This is a genomic window from Corallococcus sp. AB030 (assembly GCF_003668965.1).
GTDB lineage: Bacteria > Myxococcota > Myxococcia > Myxococcales > Myxococcaceae > Corallococcus > Corallococcus exiguus.
In genome coordinates, this window is record NZ_RAWQ01000035.1 from 12,731 (window position 1) to 37,042 (window position 24,312).

Consider the following 24,312-nt stretch of genomic DNA (forward strand, 5'->3'; position numbering starts at 1 on the left):
TTCCGTCAGGGCCCCTTGTTCCACCCGTCCAGCGCGCAGCAGGATTCACGCGCGCCCCCCATGCTCCTGACCCTATCGACGACCCATTCGCCCGCGACAGACCTGGGCTACCTGCTGCACAAGAACCCGGAACGGCCCCAGTCCTTCGAGCTTCCCTTCGGACTGGCGCACGTCTTCTACCCGGAGGCCTCCGCCGGCCGCACCACCGCGGCACTCCTCCTGGAGGTGGACCCTGTCGCCCTGGTGCGCGGCCGTCCGTCGTCCGGAGGCCAGGGCGGCACGTTGGACCAGTACGTCAACGACCGGCCCTACGTGGCGTCGTCCTTCATGAGCGTGGCGCTGTCCCGCGTCTTCGGCACCGCTCTGTCGGGGCGAAGCAAGGACCGGCCGGAGCTGGCCGCACAACCCCTGCCCTTCTCCGCCCGCCTGTCGGTGCTGCCCTGCCGGGGCGGTGAAACCTTCCTGCGCCGCCTCTTCGAGCCGCTCGGCTACACCGTCACCGCGACCCGCCATGCGCTGGATGAGACGGTGCCCGCGTGGGGAGACAGCCGCTACTTCACCGTGACGTTGGAGGGACAGGTGCGCCTGGGCGACCTGCTCTCGCACCTGTACGTCCTCATCCCGGTGCTCGACGACGACAAGCACTACTGGGTCGGCGACGAGGAGGTGGAGAAGCTGGTGCGCCACGGTGAGGGCTGGCTCGCCGCGCACCCGGAGCGCGAGCAGATTGCCCGCCGCTACCTGCGCCACCGCCACAGCCTGGCGCGCGAAGCCCTGGAGCGGCTCGCGGGCGACGAGGCCCCCGAGCCCGAGGAACGCCAGGAGGCGCGCAACGCCGAGGAGGCCGTGCTCGAATCACGCCTGAGCCTCAACGAACAGCGGCTCCAGACGGTGATGTCCGTCCTCCAGGAGCACGGCGCCGCGCGCGTGGTGGACCTGGGTTGCGGCGAGGGCAAGCTCATCAAGGCCCTGCTGAAGGACCGCCGCTTCACCGAGCTCGTCGGCATGGACGTGTCCTACCGCACGCTGGAGATTGCCCACGACCGGCTCGGCATCGAACGGATGCCGGACCTGCAACGGCAGCGCGTGAAGCTGCTGCACGGCTCGCTCCTGTACCGCGACCAGCGGCTCGCGGGCTTCGACGCCGCCACCGTCATCGAGGTCATCGAACACCTGGACATGCCGCGCCTCGCGGCCTTCGAGCGCGTGCTCTTCGAGTACACGCGGCCGGGCCTCATCCTCCTCACCACCCCCAACGCCGAGTACAACGTGCGCTTCACCTCGCTCCCCACCGGTACCTTCCGCCACCGCGACCACCGCTTCGAGTGGACCCGCGCCGAGTTCGAGGCGTGGGCGGCGAGCATGTGCGAGCGCTACGGCTACACCGTGAGCTTCCGGCCGGTGGGCGAGAACGACGCGGAGGTCGGCGCGCCGACGCAGATGGCGGTATTCACGCGATGAACATCCACATTCCAGAGCTGTCACTCGTCGTGCTGATTGGCCCGTCCGGCTCGGGGAAGTCGACCTTCGCGCGTCGGCACTTCAAGCCCACGGAGGTGCTCTCCTCGGACACCTACCGGGGCGTCGTGTCCGACGACGAGAACAACCAGGAGGCGACGAAGGACGCCTTCGAGACGCTGCGCTTCGTCGCGGCGAAGCGGCTGGCGCGGGGCCTGCTCACAGTGGTGGACGCCACCAACGTGCAGCCGGAGTCCCGCAAGGCCTTCGTCGAACTGGCGCGCGAGTACCACGTGCTGCCCGTGGCACTGGTGCTGGACGTGCCGGAGCGCACCTGCATCGAGCGCAACCAGCAGCGGCCGGACCGCGCCGCCAGCTTCCGCTTCGTGCGCAACCAGGTCTCGCAGATGCACCGCTCCATGCGCGGCCTGGAGCGCGAGGGCTTCCGCCACCTCCACGTCCTCAAGCCGGACGCCATCGAACGCGTGGTGCTGGAGCGCCAGCCGCTCTGGTGCAACCTCAAGCGCGAGCGCGGGCCCTTCGACATCATCGGAGACATCCACGGCTGCCGTGAGGAGCTGGAGGCGCTGCTCGCGAAGCTGGGCTACCAGGTGCGTCCGCGCGCGGACGGCACGCCGGGCTTCGACGTGCGCCCGCCGGAGGGCCGCAAGGCCGTCTTCCTGGGCGACCTGGTGGACCGCGGCCCGGACATCCCGGGCGTGCTGCGGCTGGTTATGGACATGGTGGAGGCCGGCACCGCGCTGTGCGTGCCGGGCAACCACGAGATGAAGCTGCTGCGCAAGCTGCGCGGCAGCAAGGTCAACGTGTCCCACGGCATGGCCCAGACGCTGGAGCAGCTGGAGCAGGAGCCGCCGGAGTTCCACCAGCGCGTGGCGAAGTTCATCGACGACCTGGTGTCCCACTACGTGCTGGACGACGGGCGACTGGTGGTGGCGCACGCGGGCCTGAAGGAGAGCATGCAGGGCCGGGGCTCCGGCCGCGTGCGCACCTTCGCGCTCTACGGAGAGACGACGGGCGAGACGGACGAATACGGCTTTCCGGTGCGCTTCAACTGGGCGGCGGAGTACCGGGGCCGCGCGTCGGTGGTGTACGGCCACCAGGCCGTGCTGGAGGCCGAGTGGGTCAACAACACGCTGTGCGTGGACACCGGCTGCGTCTACGGCGGCCAGCTCACCGCCCTGCGCTACCCGGAGCGTGAGCTGGTCTCCGTCCCCGCGCAGCGCGTGTACTGCGAGCCGGTGAAGCCCCTGGCCGCTCCGGCTCCGTCCGGCCTGAGCGCGCAGCAACAGGCGGATGACGTGCTGGACCTGGAGGACGTGCGGGGCAAGCGCGTCATCTCCACGCGGCTGGCCGCGCACGTCACCCTGCGCGAGGAGAACACCACCGCGGCGCTGGAGGCGATGAGCCGCTTCGCCATCGATCCGCGCTGGCTCATCTACCTGCCGCCCACCATGTCGCCGTCGGAGACGAGCACCGAGCCCGGCTTCCTGGAGCATCCCCAGCAGGCGTTCGACTACTACCGCAAGGAGGGCGTGGCGCAGGTCGTCTGCGAGGAGAAGCACATGGGCTCGCGCGCCGTCGTCGTCATCGCGCGCGACGCGGACGCCGCCCGCCGCCGCTTCGGCGTCACCTCCGGCGAGACGGGCGTCTGCTACACGCGCACCGGCCGGCGCTTCTTCACCGACGAAGCCATGGAGGCCGCGTTCCTCGCGCGCGTCCGTACAGCGCTGGACGCGTCCGGCTTCTGGGAGGAATTGAAGACGGACTGGGCCTGCCTGGACTGCGAGCTGATGCCCTGGTCGCTCAAGGCCCAGGAGCTGTTGCGTGACCCGTACGCCGCCGTGGGGGCTGCCTCCCGCGCGGCGCTGACGGACGTGGTGTCCGTGCTGGGGCAGGCCACCGCCCGGGGGCTGCCGCTGGGCGAGCTGTCCGCGCGCTTCACGGACAAGGCCACCGACGTCCAGCGTTACGTGGAGGCGTACCGGCGCTACTGCTGGCCGGTGACGTCGCTGGACGACGTGCGGCTGGCGCCGTTCCACCTGCTGGCCACGGAGGGCTCGACCCACGTGGACAAGGACCACGTCTGGCACATGGAGACGCTGGCCCGCGTGTGCCGCGCGGACCCGTCGTTCCTGGTGGCCACGCCCTACCGCGTCGTGGCGCTGGAGGACGCGGACGCGGTGGCCGGCGGCGTGCGGTGGTGGGAGGAGCTCACCGCGCGCGGCGGCGAGGGCATGGTGGTGAAGCCCTTCGGCTTCGCGGTGCGCGGACGCAAGGGCGTGGTGCAGCCCGCCATCAAGTCCCGGGGCACGGAGTACCTGCGCATCATCTACGGCCCGGAGTACACCACGCCCGCGAACCTGGACCGGCTGCGCCAGCGCGGCCTGGGCACCAAGCGTTCACTCGCGCTGCGCGAGTTCTCGCTGGGCGTGGAGGGACTGGAGCGCTTCACGAAGAAGGAGTCCCTGCGCCGCGTGCACGAGTGCGTCTTCGGCGTGCTCGCCCTGGAGAGCGAGCCCGTCGACCCGCGACTCTGACTCAGTAATTGAACTGGAGCTGGAGGCGCGTCACGTGCCCCTGCTCCTGTTCATACGGGTAGCGCGACGAGGTGCGGTCCGCGATGACGTAGGCGGCCGTCAGCTCCAGCGCCTTCCAGATCTGCCACTCCGCGCCCAGCTCCAGCTCGCGCACGTCGTAGAGGGGGGCGTTGGTCTCGAACTTCTTGCCGCCCTTGTAGAGCGTGCCGCGCACGTAGGGGATGAGTGACACGCCCACCACGCCGTCCAGCTTGTACATGAGCTGCGCGTAGCCGCCATGCAGGTTGCGGCTGTCGATGAGCAGCGCCTCGTCCGGGAACGAGCCCAGCGACGGCCCACGCCCGATGTTGTATTCGGCCTGGAAGCCCAGGGGCTGCGGGTAGATCATCAGGCTGACGATGGCGCGGGCATCCACCATGTTGGGGCCACGCGCCAGCGCATAGGCCGCGTCATCGCGCGGGGCCGCGCTGAGGTTGAAGCGGCCGTAGTAGGCGCCGGTGCCGACCTCCACGTACTGGGAACCGAAGAGGAAGGGATAGCTGACGCGCGCGACGGCGTGGGGGCTGTTGTTGCGCTCGGCGCGGTTGGCCGTCTGGCCGTTGTAGACGCCCAGGCCCACCACGCCGTAGTCGCCGGAGCCCTTGAGGCCGCTGTCGACGAGGTACTTGAAGCGCTCGCGGATGTGCGAGGGCGCCCAGTAGAAGAACACGCCCACGTCGCGCTCGTCCTTCAGCGCGCTGTTGATGGCGTCGTTGCGGTCCAGCGCGAGGCGGTTCTGGCTGGACTGGAGGTTCTCGAAGCCGAACGGCACCTTCGACTGGCCCACGCGGAAGCGGAACTCCTTCTTCGCGTCCACGAAGATGTCCGCGTACCAGTCCCGCATGACGGCGACGTTGTACTGGTCACCGATGACGGAGGCGAAGTCCGGCTGCAGGTAGATGGACACGTGAGGGTGCACGTCCCCGAAGATGACGAGCCGCGCGCGGCGGATGCCAAAGCCGGTGTCCTTGCCCAGGAAGCGGTCGCCCTGGTCGTTGATGAGCGAGTCGTTCACCCGGAAGCTGGGCAGCCGGTTGTAGCGGACCTGCGTGTAGCCCCGGAGGCGGATGCTCTCGTACCAGGGCTTGCTCTTCTCCTTCTCCTTTTCCTTCTCCTCCGCGGGGGGCGGCAGGGCCGCGGGAGGCACGACCTCGCCCTGGGGAGCGGGCTCGGGCGGAGTCTCCTGGGCCTGGGCCAGGGTGGAGGAGGAGAAGAAGAGCGCGGTACCAGCCAGCAGGGCCTGAAGGACGGAGCGGTGGGACGAGGCGAGGGTCATGGGTTCGTAGGAGACGGGCGGGGAGCAGGGAGGGACCCGCCCGGTCCCGTTGTGGCGCTCCCGTTACCGAAGAGAGCGGCCCTCCGCCATGCACCGACCCCTGTTGTTGCCACACCGTTACCGGCGACGCGGTCCTGTCACACGAACGAGCGGCTCGTGTCACACGCCCGTGACATGGCCCTGCCCCCGCCCCTGAACGAGTCATTCCCAGGGGTTGGCCTGGAAACAGCGGTCCGAGGCAACCGGCGTCACGATTCCGCGACAATCCCCTTCGGGCGGCATTCATCCGCTCCCCGGCAGCCGTCCGCCGGACCCGCACCGGGTGTCTCCGTCACCCGCGAGAAGCGACATGACCTCGATTGGCAAGCCCGGTTCGCGCCCCACCTCGTCCCCCGTGAGCACGCAGCCGGTGAAGGCTCCCGTCACGGCGAAGCCCAACGCGGTGAAGGCCGCTGTCGCGCAGCGGATGAAGGACGGCTTCGACTCGGCCCCGCGCTCGGGCGCCGCCTCCCGGCCGGTGCTGTCCGCGGAGATCCGCTCCGGTGAGGGCGCTGGGGGCATCGGGGGCGCCCTGGGCAAGGCCGCGGGCAAGGCGGCCGGCGGCATCGGCGAGGCGCTGGGCAAGATCGCGGGCCGCGTGGGCAGCGCCCTTGCCGGGCCCCAGGTGAGCACGAACGCGGATGGGCGCACGGTGGTGGACCTGGGCGCGGGCAACAACACCGCGACGGTGTCGCAGAACAAGGACGGCGGGCTGACCATCAAGTCCGGCAGCGACACGGTCACGCTGACCGCGGAGCAGGCCAAGGGCGCCATCATCAACGGCGGTGACGGCAACGACTCCATCACCGTGGACGCGAGCGTCACGCAGGACATCACCCTGGACGGCGGCGCGGGCGACGACAAGCTCACCGGTGGCAAGGGCAACGACACGCTCATCGGCGGCGCGGGCAACGACACCCTCATCGGTGGCGAGGGCAAGGACACGCTGAAGGGCCAGGACGGCGACGACTACCTGGAGGGCGGCGCGGGCGATGACCGCATCATGGGTGGCGAGGGCCGCGACGTGATGTACGGCCTGGACGGCAACGACTCCCTGTCCGGCGGCAAGGGCCGGGACTACATCGACGCGGGCGCGGGCAACGACCGGGCCTACGGCGGCGAGGGCGACGACCAGGTCATCGGCGGGCGCGGCGACGACACGCTGAGCGGCGGCGCCGGCAACGACGCGGTGGCGGGTGGCGCGGGCAAGGACACGGTCCGTGGCGGCACGGGCACGGACAAGCTCTACGTCGAAGAGAACGAGAAGACCGCCGACGCGGCCGAGGGCGAGCGCGAAATCGTCGACATGACGAACGCCGACCAGCGCGGCCGCTCGGTGACGGTGTCGGGCAGCGCGGACTTCCAGGCGCGCGTGCAGTCGGACCTGGACGCGATGCGCTCGCTGCCTTCGGGCCAGGACCTGCTGCGCACGCTGGATGACAGCGGCCACACCACGACCATCAAGGAGACGTCCAGCGGCAACTCCGCGTCCGCGCAGAACAAGGACGACGCCTGGTTCAACGCGGACGGCACGCCGGGCAAGGGCACCAACGGCACGGTGAACTACAACACCACGCGCATCTCGCTGGGCAGCGAGGACTGGATGAACCGCCCGCCCGTCGTCGCGCTGTTCCACGAGATGGTGCACGCCTCGGACTACGCCAACGGCACGCTGGCGGTCGGTGAGAAGGACGGCGTGAACAACCGCGAGACGTCCGCGGTGGGCCTGCCCATCGACCTGGACCAGGACCCGTCCACGCCGGACGTGGTGCAGGGCGGCCGCCCCGGAGAGAACGTCCTCCGCGACGACCTGAACCTGCCCACCCGTCCGCGCTACTAGCGCGTGTCCCGAGCCGCCTTCTGGATGAGCTCCAGCAGGGAGCGCAGGTGCGGCTCCGTCACGGGCTCCATCAGCTGGACCGAATGCCTCCTCCCGCCATCGTCCTCGATGGTGACGGTGTAGCGCGTCCGGTCCGCGCCCCGCTGGGGCGAAGCCCCCACGGTGGCCGGCTGTTCAAAGAAGCGGGCCTCCCGCACCTCCCGCTGGAGCGCCTCCGCCGTGGCGGGAGGCAGGGCCGCCAGGTCCACGGTGCGGGGCCTGGCGAGGCCCGGGAAGAAGGCGACGCCTCCCTCCCGTTTGAGCTCGATTCGCATTCCGTCGACCCCAGGGCCTAGTGCTTGCGCTGCACCGGCTGCGCGGCCTGCTTCGGCACCTGCGGCGTCCAGGCCGGCGCGCCCGCCCGCTCCTTGGAGACCTTGATGCCCACCTGGTTCCAGGCGTCGCGCACGATCTGCTCCTCGTCACCGCTGCCGTAGAGGCGGACGGCCGCCGTCACGGTGAGCCGGGCGAAGGAGAGGAACGAGGCGTTGGGCTTCAGCCGGGGGTCGCGCAGCGTCTCCAGCCAGATGAGGCCGGCCTTCTCCCACGCGTAGCCCTTCAGGTTGGTGGCCGCGACGCAGAAGGCCTTGTTGGGGATGCCAGAGTTGATGTGCACGCCGCCGTTGTCCTCCCACGTGTTCACGAAGTCCTTCATGAGGGCCGGCTGCGGATCCTTGCCGAGCACCGGATCATCGAACGCGGTGCCGGGGTCCTTCATGGAGCGCAGCGACTTGCCCTGGACCTTGTCCGTGAGGAGCCCCGCGCCGATGAGCCAGTCGGCCTGCTCCGCCGTCTGGTTCAACAGGCGCTGCTTCACGAGCGAGCCGAAGCAGTCCGACATGTGCTCGTTGAGCGCGCCCGCCTGGGAGAAGTAGGCAAGAGGGCCCTCGTGTTCCGTCACGCCGTGGGCCAGTTCGTGCCCGATGACGTCCACCGAGATGGTGAAGCGGTTGAACAGCTCCCCGTCGCCGTCGCCGAACACCATGCGCTCGCCGTCCCAGAAGGCGTTGTCGTAGCCACTGCCATAGTGGACGTGACCGTTCAGCGGCATGCCGTTGCCATCAATGGAGTTGCGCCCGTAGACGTCCCAGTAGAGGTCGTAGGTCGCGCCCAGGCCGACATAGGCTTCGTCGACCGCCTGGTCGCTGACGTCGGCATCGCCCTCCTTGCGGGCCACCGTTCCCGGAAGGGCTTCGGTGTTCTTCACGTCGTAGATGGTGCGGAGCTTCTGGCTCTCCACGACCATGGGGGCGGGGATGAGGCGCTTCGCCGCCTGGGGCGCACCGCTGCTCGACAGGCGGATGGCGCGCAGGGTGTTGTCGATGGAGAGCGTCCGCAGGGCCCTCGCGCGCTGCTGCGGTGAGCCGTTCTGCGCAATCTGCCGGCTGACGTACGGCGGCAGGATGCAGTGGTGGGAATGCCAGATTCGGGTGTTGCAGCACATCACCAATCTCCTTCTGAAGTGGGTACCAGAAGACGATGGTGATGACGGCAGGCCGTGCTCGGGACACGGCGCGGCATGGGCTCCCCGGTCGACAGGGAACCCATGCGGCGCCTCGCGCTCAAGCCTGCTCGCGTGGCGTCAAGGCTTGTGAAGGACGGCCGTGTCCCCCACCAGCCACAGCTCCGACGAAGACGGCGCCCACACGCCCCGGAGGACGCGGCGGGTGCCGGTGGTCTCCGCGTTCCACTTGCCGCCATCGAAGCGAAGCAGCGTGCCGTTGTCGCCCACCGCCCAGACCTCGTTGGCGGAGCGCCCCATCAGCCCGTTGAGCTGGGACGAGGTGCCGCTGGCCACGGGGAGCCAGAGGGCGCCGTTGTAGCGCAGCAGCGTGCCTTCCGCGCCCGCCGCCCAGACGTCCGCCGGCCCGCTGCCCCACACGGCTTTCAGGGCCTTGTTGGTTCCGGAGGTCATCGTGCTCCAGGCGGTGCCGTCCCAGCGCAGGATGGTGCCGGCGTCGCCTACCGCGAGGGCCAGCGAGGGCCCCTGCACCCAGACAGCGTTGAGCGTCGCCTGAACCTCCGTGGGCTTCCGCGTCCAGGTGGTGCCGTCGAAATGGACGGCTTGGCCGGACGCGCCCACCGCCCAGATGTCCGCCGCGGATACGCCGTGAATGGCGTTCAGCGCCAGCGACGACTCCGCGGTGTACTGCGTGATGAAGCGGGCTCCGTCGAACCGGTAGATGCGGTCATGGAAGGAGGACGTCACCCAGACGTCTGTCGAGGAGGCCGCGTAGACGCCCGTCACGTCGTCGACGGGGGAGAAGTCCAGCTGCGGCTCGATCCAGCCGCCGCCGTTCCAGTGCAGCACGCGGCCCGGGTCACCCACCGCCCACACGTCCGACGGCCCCGTGCCATGGATGGCCCGCGCCACCCTCAAGGTGCGCAGCGGAGTCTGGGAGATCCACGCCTGCCCGCTCCACTTCTGCATCTGCCCGCCCGAACCGAAGGACCACACGTTGTCAGGCCCGCTGCCGGTGATGGGCCCCACGGCGTCCTCGTCCGTGTCCGTCCACTTCGTGCCGTTGTAGACGTAGCCGAAGTCCTCTCCACCCGACAGCACCAGCGAGGGCGACGCGGCGTACACGTAGAACAGTTGATCCGACGAGCGCAGGGACTGCTCGATGCCCGCGGGCGTGGTGCGGAACACCTGGCCGTAGTCGTCACAGAAGATGCAGGGGTCATCCGAGGCGACGGTCCAGACGTCGTTCGGACCGGTGCCCGTCACCTGATGGAAGTCGATGTCCGTGGTGCCCGCGTCGATGCCGGAGACCGCATTGCCGTCGTACCGGCGCAGCGTCCCGGACTGCCCCACCATCCAGACATCCGAAGGCCCGCTGCCCCACACGCCATTGAGGTTCTTCGTCGTGGACACGTCCACGCCCTGGAAGCCGCTGCCCTGGTCGCGCCGCACGGTGCCGTTGGCGCCCACGGCCCAGATGTCGCCCGGACCGGAGGCCCACACGGAGTTCAGGTCGCGCGTCGTCCCGGAGCTCACGGCAGAGAAAGCACTGCCCGTCGTGGAGTGGAGCACGGTGCCGCCCGCGCCCACCATCCACACGTTCGTCGCGGAGAGGGCGTGCACGTCGCTCAGCGACGTCAGCGTCCCACTGGCCACGCGCGTCCAGCGCGTTCCGTCCCAGTGCTGGATGAAGCCGTCCTCGCCCACGGCCCAGCCGTCATTGGCCGCGCTGAAGTGCGCGCCCTTGAAGCTGTAGCCATGGGGCAGTGGATACTCCCAGCACCAGCCATCACTGCACTCGCGGTTCGCGGCGGGGATGCCACACGTCTGCTCCACGCCGCGTCCGCCGCACACCTCCGGCGCCGCGCACGTCCCGCAGGAGACGGTGCCACCGCAGCCATCCGGCTCGGTGCCGCACTCGACCCCGGGGCTGCACGCCGTCTTGATGTCGGGGCAACCACAGACATTGGCCTCGCCACCGCCGCCACAGGTAGCGGGCGTCGCGCAGGTGCCGCAGTCGAGATCGTGGCCACAGCCATCCGTCGTGTCGCCACAGTTGAAGCCCCGCGACTCGCACGTCCTGGGAACGCAGTTGTCATCATCGTCCCCACAGCCGGCGGCGAAGGTCGCCACGCAGAGGAGCACGAAGGGGAGGGTCACCCTCCCCCACCGATGGGAGCTTGAACGCGGCGCATCCTGCAGGCGCGAAGTCCGCACCGCACCTACCGCGAAGGAGTCGTCACGGGACATGGGCATCTCCAGACCGGAGGCGGGACTGAACCCCGCGAAACCACGTGAAACGTGGCTCCGGTGCGGAAGTAAGGTTGCAAACGGCGGTCCGGTTGGATCGTCCGGACGTCCAAGCACCCTCCTTTCGCGGCTGCGTCATGCTCGACGTGTGGCGTCAATCAATCCAAGGTCGTGCGTGACCTCGCGAGTGCCGCGCCGGCCACCGCGAGCACGAACAGGCCCAGTGCCAGCAGGTCGTTCCCCATGTCCGCGAGCACCTGGTCCTTGAGCAGCGCGCCCCGGACGATGCGCAGGAAGTGCGTGACGGGGATGATTTCGCCCAGCACCCGCGCCCACGGCGGCAGGCCCAGGAAGGGGAAGGCGAAGCCGGAGAGGAAGATGGACGGCAGCATGTAGAACATGGACATCTGCATCGCCTGGAGCTGGCTGCGCGCCACGGTGGAGATGAGGTAGCCCAGCGACAGGTTGCCCACGATGAACAGCACGATGCCGCACACCAATGCCAGCCACCCCGCGGGCGTGCGCGCCATGGGCACCGAGAACAACCCTCGCGCCATGCCCAGCACGACGACGGTCTGCACCAACCCCACGACGACGTACGGCGTGAGCTTGCCCACCATGATCTCCGCCGGGGTGGCGGGCGTGGACAGCAGCGTCTCCATGGTGCCGCGCTCTCGCTCGCGGGTGACGGCCATGGCGGTCATCATCACCAGCGTCATGGACAGGATGATGCCCAGCAGACCCGGCACGATGTGGAACGGGGAGCGGCTCTCCGGATTGTAGCGCCGGTGCACCACCACCTCGAAGGCGGGCGCGGTGGACCGGGGCGCCCCCAGCCCCAGCCGTTCGTTCCGCAGCGCCTCCGTGGGCAGCACGCTCACCGCGGCGAGCGCCCCCGCCGCTGCCTGCGGATCGGATGCGTCCGCCTCCGCGAGGATTTGAGCGCGCTCGCCCTTGAGCACCCGCCTGCTGAAGTCCGGGGGGATGGTGATGCCGAGCATCACCTGTCCCCTGCGGATGAGCTGATCCAACTCCTCGTCGGAGCGCGGCAGGTAGCGCACGTCCACGTAGCCAGTGCGCTCCAGCGCGGCGACGACGGAGTTCGCCAGGGTGCTGGTGTCGTGGGACAGCACCGCGGCGGGCAGGTGCCGGGGGTCCATGTTGATGGCGTAGCCGAAGATGAGCAGTTGCATCACCGGCATGACGAGGATCATCGCGTAGGTGATGCGGTCGCGCCGCAGCTGCGTGAACTCCTTGAGCAGCACGGCCAGGATGCGCGGAAGCGAACCCGTCATGACGTGTACCGTTCGTCGCGCTCGCGACCCATGAGTTGGATGAAGACGTCCTCCAGGGAGGGCGTCACCTCGCTCCACCGGAAGGGTTCCTTGCGCCAGGGGACGAGCGCGGCCTCCAGGGCTTCTCGCTTCAGCCCGCTGACGTGCACGGCGGCGCCGAACGCGGAGGCGCTGAGCACGCCGTCCGCCTGGGCCAGCAGGTGCGCCGCGCGGTCGATGCCCGGCCCTTCCCCCAGGAACGTCACCAGCCCGGAGTCGCGGATGAGCGCGTCCGCCGTGCCCCGCGCGATGAGGCGCCCATACAGGATGTAGCCGATGTCGTGGCAGCGCTCCGCCTCGTCCATGTAGTGCGTGGACACCAGCACCGTGAGCCCGCCCGCGGCGAGCGTGTGGATTTCGTCCCAGAACTCACGGCGGGCCTTGGGGTCCACGCCCGCGGTGGGCTCGTCCAGGAGCAGCAGGCGGGGCTCGTGCAGCGTCGCGGCGGCCAGGGCCAGGCGCTGCTTCCAGCCGCCGGAGAGCGCGCCCGCCAGCTGGTCTCTCCGGTCGAAGAGGCCCAGCCGGTGGAGCGTGTCCTCCACCCGCTCGCGCCGTTGGTCCAGACCGTGGACGCGCGCGACGAAGGCAAGGTTCTCCTCCAGCGTCATGTCTTCGTAGAGGGAGAACTTCTGCGTCATGTAGCCCGTCTGGCGCTTGATGGCGTCGCCCCGGGCACGGAAGTCCAGGCCCAGCACGGTGCCCTCGCCGCTGTCGGGCGTGAGCAGCCCGCACAGCAGCCGCAGCGTCGTCGTCTTGCCGGAGCCGTTGGGGCCCAGGAAGCCGGTGATGCGTCCGGCATCCACGGCGATGGAGACGTCCCGCACGACGTGCCGGTCGCCAAAGGACTTGTTGAGCCCGCGCACGTCGATGGCCCGCTCGTTCATCGGTCCGCCTCCACGGGTGCCTGCTTCAGGGGTGTCACGTCGATGGGCTGCCCGGGCAGGAGGCGCGTGGGCGCGGAGGGCACCGCCTCCAGCAGGAACACCAGCTTCTGCCGCGTCTCCAGGCTGTAGATGATGGGCGGCGTGTACTCAGGGCGCGGCGCGACGTAGTCCACGCGCGCCGTCATCCCGGTGTCGCAGCCGTCGCAGGCGATGGCCACCGTGGTGCCTGGCGGAAAGGACGCCACCCTCCCCTGCGGCACGTAGAAGCGCACCTTCAGCTGCGCGTCCGGGATGATGCTGACGACGGGGGCGTTGGGCATGGCCCACTCGCCCTGCTGGAAGAGGACGTCCTCCACCCGGCCCACGACGGGAGACACAGGCGCCAGCTCCACGACCTGCTGCTCCGCTGCGGTGACGCCCGCGCGCCCGCTGGCGAGTTGTGCGCGGACGACCTCCAGCTGCGCGCCCGCCGCCGCCACGTCCGTGCGGGCCGCGTCTCGCTGGGCATGAGCGCGCGTCGCCGTCGCGCGCAGCAGGTCCAATTGCTGGGGCGCCACGGCGCCCTCCACGGACTTCTCGACAGCGACGAGCCGGGCCAGGTCCGCGTCCGCGCGGTCCGCTTCCGCCTGCGCGGCGGCGAGCGAGGCACGCGCCCGGGCCACGTCCGACTGGCGTGCGAGCAACTGAGCTTCGATCTGCCCCACCTGCGCCCGCGCCTGGTCGGCCCGCGCAGTCAGCGACGTGGGCTCCATGCGGAACAGCGGCGTGCCCACCTCCACGCGCTGTCCGCGCACCACCGCCACGGACGCCACCATGCCGGCCACCGGCGAGGACAGGTAGACGTTGTCGCTGACGACGAAGCCGGTGAAGCGTGGCGGCGGCTCCTGGGCCGGCCGCCGCAGCCACAGGATGCCGCTGACGATGACGGCGACCAGCACCGCCCCCGCGACGATGCCCCGCTTCGAGTGTTTCCTCTTCCTGCCCGGTCCCGACACCCGTGCCTCCTGGCGCGGCCTCGCCGCGATTGGAGCGCCCCCCGAGCGCGGCGGGTCCACGCTACGCCTGCCTCGCCCGGGGGTCCGCGTCCAGCTCACGGGCAGGTCCTGAACCCGTGTCCTGGCGTCACCTTGAGCACCCGGCGTGCCAACACTGAACGACAGGGGAGCCCCCGGGGGCAGGGCCTTCACCTGTTCGGAGTTCCGGCGCCGGACGCCGGGTCGCCGGAATGCCAGACGCACAGCGCGTCAAAACATACCATGCGGATTGTCCATGATTTACAGGAGAGTCGTGTAAAGAGCCTTTTCATCCACTGCACATGTTTCGCGGTGTCATGCGGCCATTGGCTGCGAGGGAGAGGTATGCGGAAGCTGTCCATGATGGGCGTGATGCTGTTCGGCGCACTGGTGTCAGGGTGTCAGGGTGAGGACTGGGAGCCGCCCGCGCACGAACAGCCCGGCGGGGCGACCACCCGGCAGGCGGTCGTCTCCCCGGAGCTCGCGGCGTCGCTCGCGTGCGTCGAGACGTATGTCGGCGCGGGGACCTGCGACTGGGCACACTGGAGCGAGCTGTGGGAGACGTGCCAGACCTACGAGCACGCGGAGCTCGAGGACGGCCTCTTCCTGGATGAGGTGCAGGCCGAGAACTGCACGGCGGCCAACTGGACCGTGCTGCGCGAGCAGCTCATCGCCCCGCGCGCGCCGCTCGTCCGCGTGCGTGAAAGCTGTAACGGTGTCTCCCAGGTGATTCAGGAAGCCGCATCCAACGGCTGCCACACCCTCCCGCAGGCCGCGGGCGCCTCCTTCGTCGACGTGCCCATCGGCAAGGCCGTGACGCTCCATGCCGCTGGGGACTGCACCGGCGACTCGGTCACGGTCGACACCGACACGAACCTCTGTGAGACCTCGTTCGGGAGCGGCGCGAGCGCGAACGACCAGGTGCGTTCGTTCCGCGTCCAGGACGTCGAGGTGCTCCCTTCGGCGCACCGCTATGACTGCGCTGGCAATGAGTCGACCTGCGTCAGGAACTACAACGGCGTCAGCAGACTGGGCGCCATCAACACGAAGCACACCGTCAAGGTCGTCCGCATCACCCTGGATGGCAGGACGACGCCCGCCCTCAGCACCATCCAGAACACCATCCGGGGTGTGTACCGCGACTTCGCCGTCGCGTCTCGCGGCCAGGTGAGCCTGGAGTTCACTGGCTCCCAGACCGTGCAGGTGACGAGCAGCAACTGCACCACCGCGAAGAACCAGGCCCGCCAGAAGGCCAACTCGAGCGCGTTCCTCACGGTCTTCGTGCTGCCCGGCGGGATGTGCTCCACCTCGAACGCCGGCTCGCGCAGCGTCTTCCTCAAGGGCACCCTGGCGCGGGACTATGCCCACGAGATCGGGCACGTCCTCGGCCTCGCGCACAGCAACGTGCGAGACCCCTCCACCGGCCAGGTCCGCTCGTCCGCGGACTCGAGCAGCTTCATGAGCACCTTCGCGTCGGACAACTACAACCTCCCGCAGCTTCACTGGCTGGGGTGGACGAAGAAGGAGGAGCTCGTCGGCATCAACCCGGCCATCGACAGCAGTGGCTCCACCGAGGTGACCCTCCGTCCGGTGGGCACCAACGCGGACAGCACCAGCAGCCTCCCGCTGGGCGCGGTCTGGGAGATTCCTGGCACCGATCAGCGGCTGTTCATCGCCGTCCCGAAGCCGCGCCTCAATGGCACGAATCAAATCGAGGGCGGCACGGTGTTCGCGTACCGGGCCCCCAAGTGCGTGGGCTGCACGGGCATGGCCATGGGCACGATGCAGATGGCGCGGTTCGGTCCCAAATCCGTCAATGAGCACGAAGCGAGCGGCCTCTTCCTCAAGCCGGTGGGCTACACGAGCAGCTTCGTCCAGGAGGGCGGGAAGAGCGTCGAGGTGTTCACCTCCGTCACGCTGCGCATCCGGAAGTAGAGGCCGTCCTCGGCACCGGGAGTGTTCGGATTTCCGACGCCCGGTGCCGGGTCTCCGAACACGAAGGGGGCAGTGAGGAAGAGGCCCCAGGGCACACGGGCTGGGGCATCCGCCTTGCTTGGGCATAGGGTAGCGCCCACGGTCCAGGAGGACGCGCCTTGCATTCCCTACCCCCGCCCACGTCCGCCGGAGTCGAGCAGGTCCAACGCGAGGCGTTCTCGCGGATGTTCCGGCAGGTGACGAAGGTGCTGTCGTTCCTGAGTCCCCTGCCGGTGGTGATGGTGTCGCTGGGGCTCATCGGGGACACGGCCGCATGGCGCCGTTGGTGTGTGGCGTTGGCGTTGACGCTCGTGGTGGCGGGGGTGGGGGCCATCGTGGTGTGGCGGCGTCAAGCCGTGGTGTCGCATGAGCCGGGCAGGCTGCTGCCGACCGTGGCGTTCCCCCTCTTCACGGTGATGAACCTGTCGCTGGGAGGACTGGAGAGCCCGCTCATTCCCCTGGTGCTGCCGGCGTCCCTGGCCACGGCCATCCTCTTCACGCCCGCGCGGGCTCGAAGGTGGGCGGGCTACCTGCTCGCGCTGGTGGGCGTGCAGGCGGCGGTGACGTTGACGGGCGCGGTAGATGACCTGGTGCCCGTGCTCTTCGGTGGAGGCCCGCGCGCGGGACACAACAATGCGCTGCTCCTGACGATGCTCGCGGTGACGGTGTTCCTCGTCATGTGGACGAACTTCATCGGCATCCATCTGCGGCGCACGTACCGCGGCATGGTCCGCACGGCGCTGGATGCGCGGGATGAGGCACTGAGCGCGCACGAGGAACGGGTGCGCTCGCTCACCACGCTGTCGGGAGAGATTGCCCACGAATTGAAGAACCCGCTGGCGAGCGTGAAGGGCCTGGCCGCGATGATTGCCCGCGAGGTGGAGGGCCGGCCCGCGGAGCGGCTCGCGGTGCTGCGCCGGGAGGTGGACCGGATGCAGGAGATCCTCGAAGGGTTCCTCAACTTCTCCCGGCCGCTGCTCCCGCTCAATGAAGCGCACATGCAGCTGGATGGCCTGTGCCGGCAGGTGGCGGAGCTGCACGAGGGCATGGCGGGAGAACGAGGCGTGGCATTGAGGGTCGCGGAAGGGCCGCCGGTGGAGGCTTGGTGCGACGCACGCAAGGTGCGCCAGGTGTTGATCGACGTGGTGCAGAACGCGCTGGACGCCGCGCCTCGGGGCACCACGGTGGAGCTCCAGGCCTGGACGGCCCCGGAAGGTGGCGGCCGCGTGGAGGTGAGGGACCGGGGTCCCGGGCTCGCGGCGGAGGTGCGCGAGCGCGTCTTCGAGCCGGGTATCACCACGAAGCCCCACGGCTCCGGCCTGGGCCTGGCCCTGTCGCGAGCCCTGATGCGCCAGCACGGCGGAGAGTTGAGCCTGCGCGCCCGTGAGGGCGGAGGCTGCGTGGCGGAGCTGAGCCTCCCGGCCACGCCCAAGCCGGTCGAAACACAGCGACAGGAGGCCCTGCCATGAAGGCCCGCGTGCTGGTGGCGGATGACGACGCGGGCGTGCGCTACACGCTGCGCGGCTTGCTGGAGGATGACGGGCTCACCGTGGAAGAAGCGGTGGACGGCGAGGCCGCGCTCGCGCGCCTGCAGCAGGAGCCGCCCGTGGACCTGGTGCTCAGCGACCTGCGCATGCCACGCGTGGATGGCATGGAGCTGCTCCGCCGCGTCGCCGCGCGACCGAGTGCGCCCCGCGTCATCCTCATCACCGCGCACGGCTCGGAACGCCACGCCGTGGAGGCCATGAAGCTGGGCGCGCTGGACTACTTCCGCAAACCCTTCGACGTGGACGACGTGCTGGCCGTCGTGCGCCGGGCGCTCGGGATGGTCCGGCTGGAGGCGGAGAACGAGCGGCTGTCCGGAGAAGTGAACCTGCTGCGCTCGCTGGTCTTCGTTTCACCGTCGATGGCGCGGCTGGCCCTGCTCATCCAGCGCGTGGGCCCTCGAGACGTCACCGTGCTCATCACGGGAGAGAGCGGCACCGGCAAGGAGCGCGTCGCCGAGGCACTGGTGCGAGCCTCTCCGCGCGCGGACAAGTCCTACGTGCGCTTCAACTGCGCCGCCCTCACGCCGGAGCTCGCGGAGGCGGAGCTCTTCGGACATGCGAGGGGCGCGTTCACCGGCGCCGTGCGAGCCCGGCCCGGTCTCTTCCGCGAGGCCTCCGGAGGAACCCTGCTCCTGGACGAAGTGGGAGAGCTCGCCCTGCCCCTCCAGGCGAAGCTCCTGCGCGTCTTGCAGGAGGGCGAAGTCCGGCCCGTGGGAGAAGACCGCTCCTTCCCGGTGGATGTCCGCGTCCTGGCCGCCACCCACCGCGACCTGCCCCAGCGCGTGGCGGAGGGCCGCTTCCGCGAGGACCTCTACTATCGCCTCAAGGTCGTGACGCTCCAGGTGCCCCCGCTGCGAAGCCGCCCGGAGGACATCGCCGCGCTCGCAAGACACTTCCTCGCCCGCCACACCGAGCGCTTCCACATGCCACCGGTGCCCCTGACGCCCGCCCTCCTGGAGCGTCTCACGGCCCACCCCTGGCCCGGCAACGTGCGCGAGTTGGAGAACGCCCTGGAGAGCGCCGTGGTGCTGTCCGCCGACGGAACCCTGGACCTGGAGTTGTTGCCCGGAGGCGCCAGCACGCCCACGTCCCAGGCCAACACCGGCACCACCCTGCGCGAGAAACTGGATGCACACGAGCGTGAGCTCATCCTCGCGGCGCTCTTGGCGTCCAAGGGCCAGCGCACGGAGGCCGCGAAGGCGCTGGGCATCGGCCGTGCGACGCTGCACGACAAGCTCCGCAAGCATGGCCTCCTCAACGAAGGCGAGGAGCCCGAGCAATGAAGACTCACGGCTCTGGCGGTACGGGCTCCGGCGCCGTCTTCACCTCACAGGAGTAGCTGCCGGAGCGGGCTCCTGGTGTCCAGGGATGGCAGGCGAGGACAGGCAACGGCGGGGCGCCTGATGGAAAGGGGAAGCGGCCTTCGGCCAACTCACACGAGGGAGCGGAGGGATTGAACCAAATGCACGCCCTGGCCGGCAGGCGCTCCATCGGAAACCACTCCGACTTCCGGCTCCGACGCTCGTCGCAAGCCTCCTGTGGCTCGCCAGGGTCGACACAGTGGAAGGCAGAAAACCGTGGCGTCCTCTGACGGAGTTCCAATCGCTTGCACCAGCGGAGTTCGACCCGCCGCTCGCAAGCCTTCTGCACTCCGAACGATCCAGAGACTTCGGTCAACTCGAACGCGCGGCCCTCCCGCGACACCCCGAACATCATCAGATGCTCCGCGTATTCGGCCGTGAAGAACGGTTGGCCCTTCTTCCATAGCGCCTCCGCTTCCGCATGAGCAGCAGGTGTGGCGGGAGGCATCTGCGGAGGAGCCAACAGACGCCCTCCAACCGCCTCGATGTCACACGCCTCGCAGCTCACGGTCTCACGCTGGAGCGACACGGGCACCGGCGGAAGGACGCCCGTGCGGAGCCAGGTCAGTTCGCTGTCATCCGACGAAAGAACCCTGCGGCTCCGCGTGCACATCCAGACCGCCTCCGGGCTGCTCTTGTCGGCATAGAGCAACCATGTCTGGCCCCCAGGCAGGTTCAGGACGCAGTCACCGCTCCACCCGTAAGGGAGCTGCAACACATCACCCGCCTTGACGCTGCCCTTGAACGCCTCCAGGACGTCCACGGTGGCGAAGCGTTCGGACCGGCCCTCTGAGTCACGGACCCGCCCCAGGTAGATGAACCCGGCCTGATCCCGAGCCCCTCTAGCGAACCGGGAAGTCCCTGCGTGATAAAAGTACATGAACAGGCCCACCCGGTTGCCGGCACCGCCAGCCAGCCCACCAGCACCGCGATCCACCACGCGTTCCTGACCATGGAAGAGATTCTAGCCACACATTGACCTGCGAGGCTGGAATGACAGTGAATACGCAAGGAGTGTGACGCAGGGAGGGGCGGAGCATGGAGCTCGACAGGTCCGACCACGAGTGCCTGGCCCGTTGGGCCGCCGACTGCGCCGAGCGCGTCCTCCCCTTCTTCGAACAGGAGTTCCCGGAGGACCACCGTCCCCGCCAGGCCATCGAAGCAGTACGCGCGTGGCAGCAGGGACACCTGATGATCACCGACGCAATCGTCGCCGGCTTCGCCGCGCACGCCGCTGCCTCGGATGCCACCTCACACGCCGCTGCATGCGCCGCGGCCCGCGCCGCTGGACACGCCGCCGCCACCGCCCACGTCGCCAGCCACGCGGCACAGGCCGCCACCTTCGCGGCCACCGCGGCCGCCCATGACGCGGCCGAAGTTTCGGACGCCGCCGAAGCCACCGCCCGGGAACGCGCCTGGCAGCGCCAGCAACTGCCGGAGCACCTCCACGCCCTGGCGCTTCCTGCCCGGAACAATCGCTGAACGCACTGCGCGTGCGCGACGCATCCCGCCCATGCCGCCCACCCGGCATTGGCTCGGCCGCGCTATTTGACAAAACCAGCAAAATCCGTTTTCCATTTTTACCATGAACTTCAGAAAGCCAATGTTGTGCACGGTGGTGCTGGCCTCCGTCGCCTGTGGCGGCGAGGCCTTCGAGGGTGAATCAGTCGCGGCGGAGGACCTGTCCACCACGCGGCAGGCGGCCTTCTCCGGCGTGAACGGGACGGTGTGCGAGGAGAGCCCGTACAACTGCAAGCTGCGGCCCTCCGGCGGCAACCGCGTGCAGACCAATGACCCGGACGACAATGACGCCTGGGGCATCACCACGGGCGTGCCCATCCGCGACGGCAACGGCACCGTGGTGGGCACGTCCACCCGGACGAGCTCCCTCTTCAATTACGGCCAGACGCGCACGTTCGCCGGCGAGCTGCACGCGTTCGCGACGTCAACGTCCAACTCCAGCTCCGGCTGGCTGCCCATGTCCGCCATCCTCGGCCGCACCTCCTTCGAGGACAAGGTCGGCCACGTCTCCGCCCTGAGCTCCGGGCTGAGCAAGATGGCGTGCTACGCCGTGCGCAACTCGCACGACCCGGCGCTCGAAGTGAAGAAGGTGGTCTACGACACGACGTCGTCCAACGAGCGCGCGGGAGACTATCTGCCGCTCGTGCGCGCCAATGGTCTGCGCTCGGCGAACCTCACCTTCAACGTGCCGGGCTTCGGCCTGGGCGGCGTCGCGGTGGACCACTTCCCCGCCGGCACGAAGTTCCAGCGCCTGGACGTGCCGACGAACTCGGGCGCCCCCTCCATCGACATCCCGCTCTGGGTGTTGGACAGCGCGGGGCGCTACCGTCAGCAGTCCGGCACCATGAAGTTCATCTACGGCTACGTCATCGCCGCCACCAGCACCCGCCGCAACGGCTGGATGGCCTATGACGCGCTCGAGGTCAGCTCCGGCTGTCCTTGAGTCACGGCGCCGTTCAGCGAGGGTACGCCTCCAACCATGCGACGCCCCGGCGCAGCAGCCCGCGGGCGTCGAAGAGATGTGACACGGCCTGGGCAATGCTTCCGGAGCGGCCGATTCCCTCCGCGAGGCATTGCTCTCCAATGCGCGTGAAGGGGTCCACGCTGGACGCGCGAAGTGCGTCGGTCACCGGCTCGCTGGTATCGAACTCCTCGAAGTCCACCCAGCGCCGCTCGCCGTCGACCTGGAGCGGCCGCTGGTAGCGGACCACGCGCTTGCCCGGGAGGTCCGCCAGGTGCTCCGCGTGGTGCAGAATCGTGAGCGTCTCCAGCGGAGCCCCGAGCATCAGCACCTTGCCCTCCGCCTCCACCAGCCGGGCCAGCGGCGATTCGAGGCCATAGCCATAGAGGAAGGAGTGGTCCGCGCAGAGCCACTCCGCCCGCGGGCCGATGGCGACCATGCCCGCGTCCGGATGGTCACTGCGGACCGCGCCGGGCCAGGTCCTGAGCGTCTCCGCGAGGATGCCGTGGTCGCGGCTGGCTCTCGCGGTGCGCTTGTCGAAGGTGGGGATTTCGTCGCGCAGGCGCGCGTCCTCGAAGTCCTCCGGCTCCACGCCCATCTCCCAGTCCAGGTAGGCCATGAGCGTGCCCCGGCGGCCCACTGCGTCTTGCAGCGCCTGCACCGCGGTGTTCACCCCACCCAACACGGGACCGAGGCTCCGGAGACCGGCATGGACCATCACGACGTCGCCCTCCTCCACGCCCAACCGCCGCAATGAATCCCTCAAGCCGGTCCGGGTGGCAGGGGTCGTCATGGCTCCATCCTTCCTGTCGCAGGGCTCTGGAGGATAGCAACCGCCCCGCCCCGTGGGGCGCTGTAGGTCTGTGCGTCTCCGCGCAATCGCCTGACACCGACAGACGGACTGGGGGGCATGAGGTGGTGTGAGCAGCCTCCCCGCTCGGGGGCGGATGGCCTCCGGCGAGGGGGAAGCAGCATGGGAAGAATTCGGGATGGGATGGTGACGTGGCCCCTGGCGCTGCTGCTCCTCGCGGCCACCACCGCGAAGGCCAGCACCCAGGAGAAGTCGGAGGCCTTCGAGGCCCGCGCCGTCCGCTGCGGAGAAGTCCTGACGAGGAACACGCGGCTCACGCGCGACCTCATCTGTGCGGGCACGCCCATTCCCGCCCTGCGGATCGCCGCGCCGGGCGTCGTGCTCGACCTGGGAGGCCACACCGTGCGCCGGGCCGGGAGCGAGCCGGGCGACACGGTGGGCATCTCGGCCGAAAGCGACAGCACCGTGCGCAACGGCACCATCCGAGGCTTCAACCGGGGCTACGAGTACAACGCCACCGTGCACCTGCATCAGGTCGCGCTCGTCGACAACAGGATCGCCATCTTCCACACGAACGGCGGTGGAGGGTTCCTGCTGACGGATTCGAGGGTGAGTGGGAGCGTGGTGGGGTTCAGCAGTGAGTTCGACGCGACGTCCGGCTCCATCGACATCCGAGGATCCCTGTTCACTGGAAACGGGCTCGTGTTGTTCGTGGACTTTCACGACACCCGCATCTCCGGTTCGACCTTCACGGCGAACCAGACCGCCCTGTTCTGCTACTCCGGCAATGTCCTCATCCGGTCGAGCACGTTCACGGAGAACGCTTCCGTGGCGGAACTGACGTGGAGCAACGGCCGCTTCGACAACTGCTACGAATTGGTGTTCGAAAACTCCATCCTCGCGAACAACACCGCGTTCGGGACGCCCGAGAGTCCCGACTGGCAGGCGTTCGACTTCCAGATGCGCAACACGTGGGTCATGAACAATGGCGAGGGACTGCGCCTGGCGGCCCAGACGCTCGACGTGCGCGGCAACCTCTGGTGGGACAACGCAGGAGGGCTGACGCTGTCCAACCTGCCGGACTTCGAACCCGTCCCGCAGGAGGGCCCGGTGCGCAACAACCGCTTCCTGTCGAACCGCGGGGACGGCCTGCGCGTGCTCCCGGGCAGCACGCCCACCCTCTCCAACAACGTCTGCCAGGGCAACACGGGCTGGGGCATCCACGCGCCCACGGCCATTGACGGAGGAGGCAACGTCGCGCGCGGCAACGGAGCGGGCGGCTGCGTAGGGGTCGCCTGCACCCCGTAAGGCATTGAAGGGGTCTCCGGGGACCACGAGGCTTTCCCGGAGACGCCTGCCCATTGTCCTGATTTGAAAGGCAGCGCTATCCTGGCGGAGCAGCACCCATTCCCCCAAAGACCAGGAGATGCGAATGCGCGTGGCAATCATTGCCGGACTGATGGCCGTTGGACTGCTTGCGGGTTGCGGCGGCGCCGAGGAGATGGAGCCCATGAGCACCGAGGAGGCCAACCGCGTTGTCGAGATGGCGGTCCCGAGCGCCTGTACCGACGCGTGCGACCAGAAGTACTACCAGTGTTACTTTGGCGGCGGCGACCCCTACTACTGCAACAGCTACCGCGCGTTCTGCATCTCGCAGTGCCCGTGATGGCGTGAGCCGAAGCGGCGTGCCGGAGTCGGGGCACGCCGCACGACGGCGGAGCTCATGCGAAAGACCCTCCTTGGCGGACTCCTGGCCGCCGGCCTCCTGACGGGCTGTGGCGGAACCGACGTCGAGGCGCAGGAGGTGTCCTGTTACGACGCCTGCAGGCAGCTCTACGGCCTCTGCATGCGCGCGGCGCAGGGAGACCTGGAGGAGCAGCAGCAGTGCGCGAGGGAGTACCTCACCTGTAACGAGTTCTGCCCGTCCCCGGGCGTGAGCCGATAG

The 24,312-nt window shown here is 69.3% G+C and carries 20 protein-coding genes; 11 read left to right on the forward strand and 9 right to left on the reverse strand.

Going from position 1 to position 24,312, the window contains the following annotated elements; all coding sequences use genetic code 11:
* Window positions 1-60 precede the first annotated feature (60 nt).
* Both D7Y15_RS11730 and D7Y15_RS11735 read left to right on the forward strand, forming a co-directional pair.
* On the forward strand, window positions 61-1,461 hold the full coding sequence (locus D7Y15_RS11730; RefSeq protein ID WP_121752627.1) for a 3' terminal RNA ribose 2'-O-methyltransferase Hen1: 1,401 nt from the start codon (window positions 61-63) through the stop codon (window positions 1,459-1,461).
* Window positions 1,458-4,016, forward strand: a complete 2,559-nt coding sequence (locus tag D7Y15_RS11735; protein ID WP_121752604.1) for a polynucleotide kinase-phosphatase — start codon at window positions 1,458-1,460, stop codon at window positions 4,014-4,016. Before D7Y15_RS11730 ends, D7Y15_RS11735 begins: the two co-directional genes overlap by 4 nt.
* Before the next feature lies 1 nt (window position 4,017).
* Here D7Y15_RS11735 and D7Y15_RS11740 read toward each other — a convergent pair whose 3' ends face one another.
* Window positions 4,018-5,331, reverse strand: coding sequence for a porin (locus tag D7Y15_RS11740; protein ID WP_120575265.1), 1,314 nt, complete (start codon window positions 5,329-5,331; stop codon window positions 4,018-4,020).
* Window positions 5,332-5,680: 349 nt separating this feature from the next.
* Between D7Y15_RS11740 and D7Y15_RS11745 the strand changes: the two genes are divergently transcribed.
* Window positions 5,681-7,210, forward strand: a complete 1,530-nt coding sequence (locus D7Y15_RS11745) for a M91 family zinc metallopeptidase (protein ID WP_121752605.1) — start codon at window positions 5,681-5,683, stop codon at window positions 7,208-7,210.
* Here the strand turns inward: D7Y15_RS11745 and D7Y15_RS11750 are convergent.
* The 6 genes from D7Y15_RS11750 to D7Y15_RS11775 all read right to left on the reverse strand — a co-directional run bounded on the left by D7Y15_RS11750 (window position 7,207) and on the right by D7Y15_RS11775 (window position 14,174).
* Entirely contained in the window at window positions 7,207-7,524 is a 318-nt protein-coding gene (locus tag D7Y15_RS11750; RefSeq protein WP_121752606.1) for a protealysin inhibitor emfourin, read from the reverse strand. The two genes, D7Y15_RS11745 and D7Y15_RS11750, sit on opposite strands and share 4 nt — an antisense overlap.
* A gap of 17 nt (window positions 7,525-7,541) precedes the next feature.
* Window positions 7,542-8,693, reverse strand: a complete 1,152-nt coding sequence (locus D7Y15_RS11755; RefSeq protein WP_120575262.1) for a M4 family metallopeptidase — start codon at window positions 8,691-8,693, stop codon at window positions 7,542-7,544.
* Between the two features lie 138 nt (window positions 8,694-8,831).
* Window positions 8,832-10,871 (reverse strand): hypothetical protein, encoded by a 2,040-nt coding sequence (locus tag D7Y15_RS11760; RefSeq protein ID WP_121752607.1) that lies wholly within the window; start codon window positions 10,869-10,871, stop codon window positions 8,832-8,834.
* A gap of 248 nt (window positions 10,872-11,119) precedes the next feature.
* The gene (locus D7Y15_RS11765; protein WP_121752608.1) at window positions 11,120-12,256 is read right to left on the reverse strand and encodes an ABC transporter permease; all 1,137 of its coding nucleotides are present in this window, start codon (window positions 12,254-12,256) and stop codon (window positions 11,120-11,122) included.
* Entirely contained in the window at window positions 12,253-13,179 is a 927-nt protein-coding gene (locus D7Y15_RS11770; protein ID WP_120575259.1) for an ABC transporter ATP-binding protein, read from the reverse strand. The genes D7Y15_RS11765 and D7Y15_RS11770 overlap by 4 nt, the downstream gene beginning before the upstream one ends.
* Complete coding sequence (locus D7Y15_RS11775) at window positions 13,176-14,174, reverse strand: HlyD family secretion protein (protein WP_148712745.1); 999 nt, start codon at window positions 14,172-14,174, stop codon at window positions 13,176-13,178. Before D7Y15_RS11775 ends, D7Y15_RS11770 begins: the two co-directional genes overlap by 4 nt.
* A gap of 363 nt (window positions 14,175-14,537) precedes the next feature.
* On the opposite strand from D7Y15_RS11775, the gene D7Y15_RS11785 reads away from it, so the two are divergent.
* The 3 genes from D7Y15_RS11785 (at window position 14,538) to D7Y15_RS11795 (ending at window position 18,996) form a co-directional block, all read left to right on the forward strand.
* The gene (locus tag D7Y15_RS11785; RefSeq protein ID WP_233596711.1) at window positions 14,538-16,127 is read left to right on the forward strand and encodes a hypothetical protein; all 1,590 of its coding nucleotides are present in this window, start codon (window positions 14,538-14,540) and stop codon (window positions 16,125-16,127) included.
* 158 nt (window positions 16,128-16,285) lie between these two features.
* Window positions 16,286-17,635, forward strand: a complete 1,350-nt coding sequence (locus D7Y15_RS11790) for a PAS domain-containing sensor histidine kinase (protein ID WP_126933774.1) — start codon at window positions 16,286-16,288, stop codon at window positions 17,633-17,635.
* A complete protein-coding gene (locus tag D7Y15_RS11795) occupies window positions 17,632-18,996 on the forward strand; it encodes a sigma-54 dependent transcriptional regulator (RefSeq protein ID WP_121752611.1) in 1,365 nt (454 codons plus the stop codon). Before D7Y15_RS11790 ends, D7Y15_RS11795 begins: the two co-directional genes overlap by 4 nt.
* Before the next feature lie 4 nt (window positions 18,997-19,000).
* On the opposite strand, the gene D7Y15_RS11800 is transcribed toward D7Y15_RS11795, so the two are convergent.
* Entirely contained in the window at window positions 19,001-20,011 is a 1,011-nt protein-coding gene (locus D7Y15_RS11800) for a hypothetical protein (protein WP_121752612.1), read from the reverse strand.
* A 101-nt stretch (window positions 20,012-20,112) separates the two neighbouring features.
* On the opposite strand from D7Y15_RS11800, the gene D7Y15_RS11805 reads away from it, so the two are divergent.
* Window positions 20,113-20,556, forward strand: a complete 444-nt coding sequence (locus tag D7Y15_RS11805; protein ID WP_121752613.1) for a putative immunity protein — start codon at window positions 20,113-20,115, stop codon at window positions 20,554-20,556.
* Between the two features lie 121 nt (window positions 20,557-20,677).
* Complete coding sequence (locus D7Y15_RS11810; RefSeq protein WP_233604903.1) at window positions 20,678-21,538, forward strand: hypothetical protein; 861 nt, start codon at window positions 20,678-20,680, stop codon at window positions 21,536-21,538.
* 13 nt (window positions 21,539-21,551) lie between these two features.
* Here the strand turns inward: D7Y15_RS11810 and aac(3) are convergent, their stop codons facing one another.
* On the reverse strand, window positions 21,552-22,349 hold the full coding sequence (aac(3), locus tag D7Y15_RS11815; RefSeq protein WP_120575251.1) for an aminoglycoside 3-N-acetyltransferase: 798 nt from the start codon (window positions 22,347-22,349) through the stop codon (window positions 21,552-21,554).
* 180 nt (window positions 22,350-22,529) lie between these two features.
* On the opposite strand from aac(3), the gene D7Y15_RS11820 reads away from it, so the two are divergent.
* The 3 genes from D7Y15_RS11820 (at window position 22,530) to D7Y15_RS11830 (ending at window position 24,312) form a co-directional block, all read left to right on the forward strand.
* Window positions 22,530-23,675: a NosD domain-containing protein gene (locus D7Y15_RS11820; RefSeq protein ID WP_126933773.1), complete on the forward strand. Its 1,146-nt coding sequence runs from the start codon at window positions 22,530-22,532 to the stop codon at window positions 23,673-23,675.
* A gap of 151 nt (window positions 23,676-23,826) precedes the next feature.
* On the forward strand, window positions 23,827-24,033 hold the full coding sequence (locus tag D7Y15_RS11825) for a hypothetical protein (protein WP_126933772.1): 207 nt from the start codon (window positions 23,827-23,829) through the stop codon (window positions 24,031-24,033).
* 57 nt (window positions 24,034-24,090) lie between these two features.
* Complete coding sequence (locus D7Y15_RS11830) at window positions 24,091-24,312, forward strand: hypothetical protein (protein WP_121752614.1); 222 nt, start codon at window positions 24,091-24,093, stop codon at window positions 24,310-24,312.

Excerpts from the sequence above, each read along its gene's own strand:
- D7Y15_RS11730 (WP_121752627.1), top strand. The coding sequence starts at position 61 with ATGCTCCTGACCCTATCGACGACCCATTCGCCCGCGACAGACCTGGGC.
- D7Y15_RS11735 (WP_121752604.1), top strand. The coding sequence starts at position 1,458 with ATGAACATCCACATTCCAGAGCTGTCACTCGTCGTGCTGATTGGCCCG.
- D7Y15_RS11740 (WP_120575265.1), bottom strand. The coding sequence starts at position 5,331 with ATGACCCTCGCCTCGTCCCACCGCTCCGTCCTTCAGGCCCTGCTGGCT.
- D7Y15_RS11745 (WP_121752605.1), top strand. The coding sequence starts at position 5,681 with ATGACCTCGATTGGCAAGCCCGGTTCGCGCCCCACCTCGTCCCCCGTG.
- D7Y15_RS11750 (WP_121752606.1), bottom strand. The coding sequence starts at position 7,524 with ATGCGAATCGAGCTCAAACGGGAGGGAGGCGTCGCCTTCTTCCCGGGC.
- D7Y15_RS11755 (WP_120575262.1), bottom strand. The coding sequence starts at position 8,693 with ATGTGCTGCAACACCCGAATCTGGCATTCCCACCACTGCATCCTGCCG.
- D7Y15_RS11765 (WP_121752608.1), bottom strand. The coding sequence starts at position 12,256 with ATGACGGGTTCGCTTCCGCGCATCCTGGCCGTGCTGCTCAAGGAGTTC.
- D7Y15_RS11770 (WP_120575259.1), bottom strand. The coding sequence starts at position 13,179 with ATGAACGAGCGGGCCATCGACGTGCGCGGGCTCAACAAGTCCTTTGGC.
- D7Y15_RS11785 (WP_233596711.1), top strand. The coding sequence starts at position 14,538 with ATGCGGAAGCTGTCCATGATGGGCGTGATGCTGTTCGGCGCACTGGTG.
- D7Y15_RS11795 (WP_121752611.1), top strand. The coding sequence starts at position 17,632 with ATGAAGGCCCGCGTGCTGGTGGCGGATGACGACGCGGGCGTGCGCTAC.
- D7Y15_RS11805 (WP_121752613.1), top strand. The coding sequence starts at position 20,113 with ATGGAGCTCGACAGGTCCGACCACGAGTGCCTGGCCCGTTGGGCCGCC.
- D7Y15_RS11810 (WP_233604903.1), top strand. The coding sequence starts at position 20,678 with ATGTTGTGCACGGTGGTGCTGGCCTCCGTCGCCTGTGGCGGCGAGGCC.
- D7Y15_RS11820 (WP_126933773.1), top strand. The coding sequence starts at position 22,530 with ATGGGAAGAATTCGGGATGGGATGGTGACGTGGCCCCTGGCGCTGCTG.
- D7Y15_RS11825 (WP_126933772.1), top strand. The coding sequence starts at position 23,827 with ATGGCCGTTGGACTGCTTGCGGGTTGCGGCGGCGCCGAGGAGATGGAG.
- D7Y15_RS11830 (WP_121752614.1), top strand. The coding sequence starts at position 24,091 with ATGCGAAAGACCCTCCTTGGCGGACTCCTGGCCGCCGGCCTCCTGACG.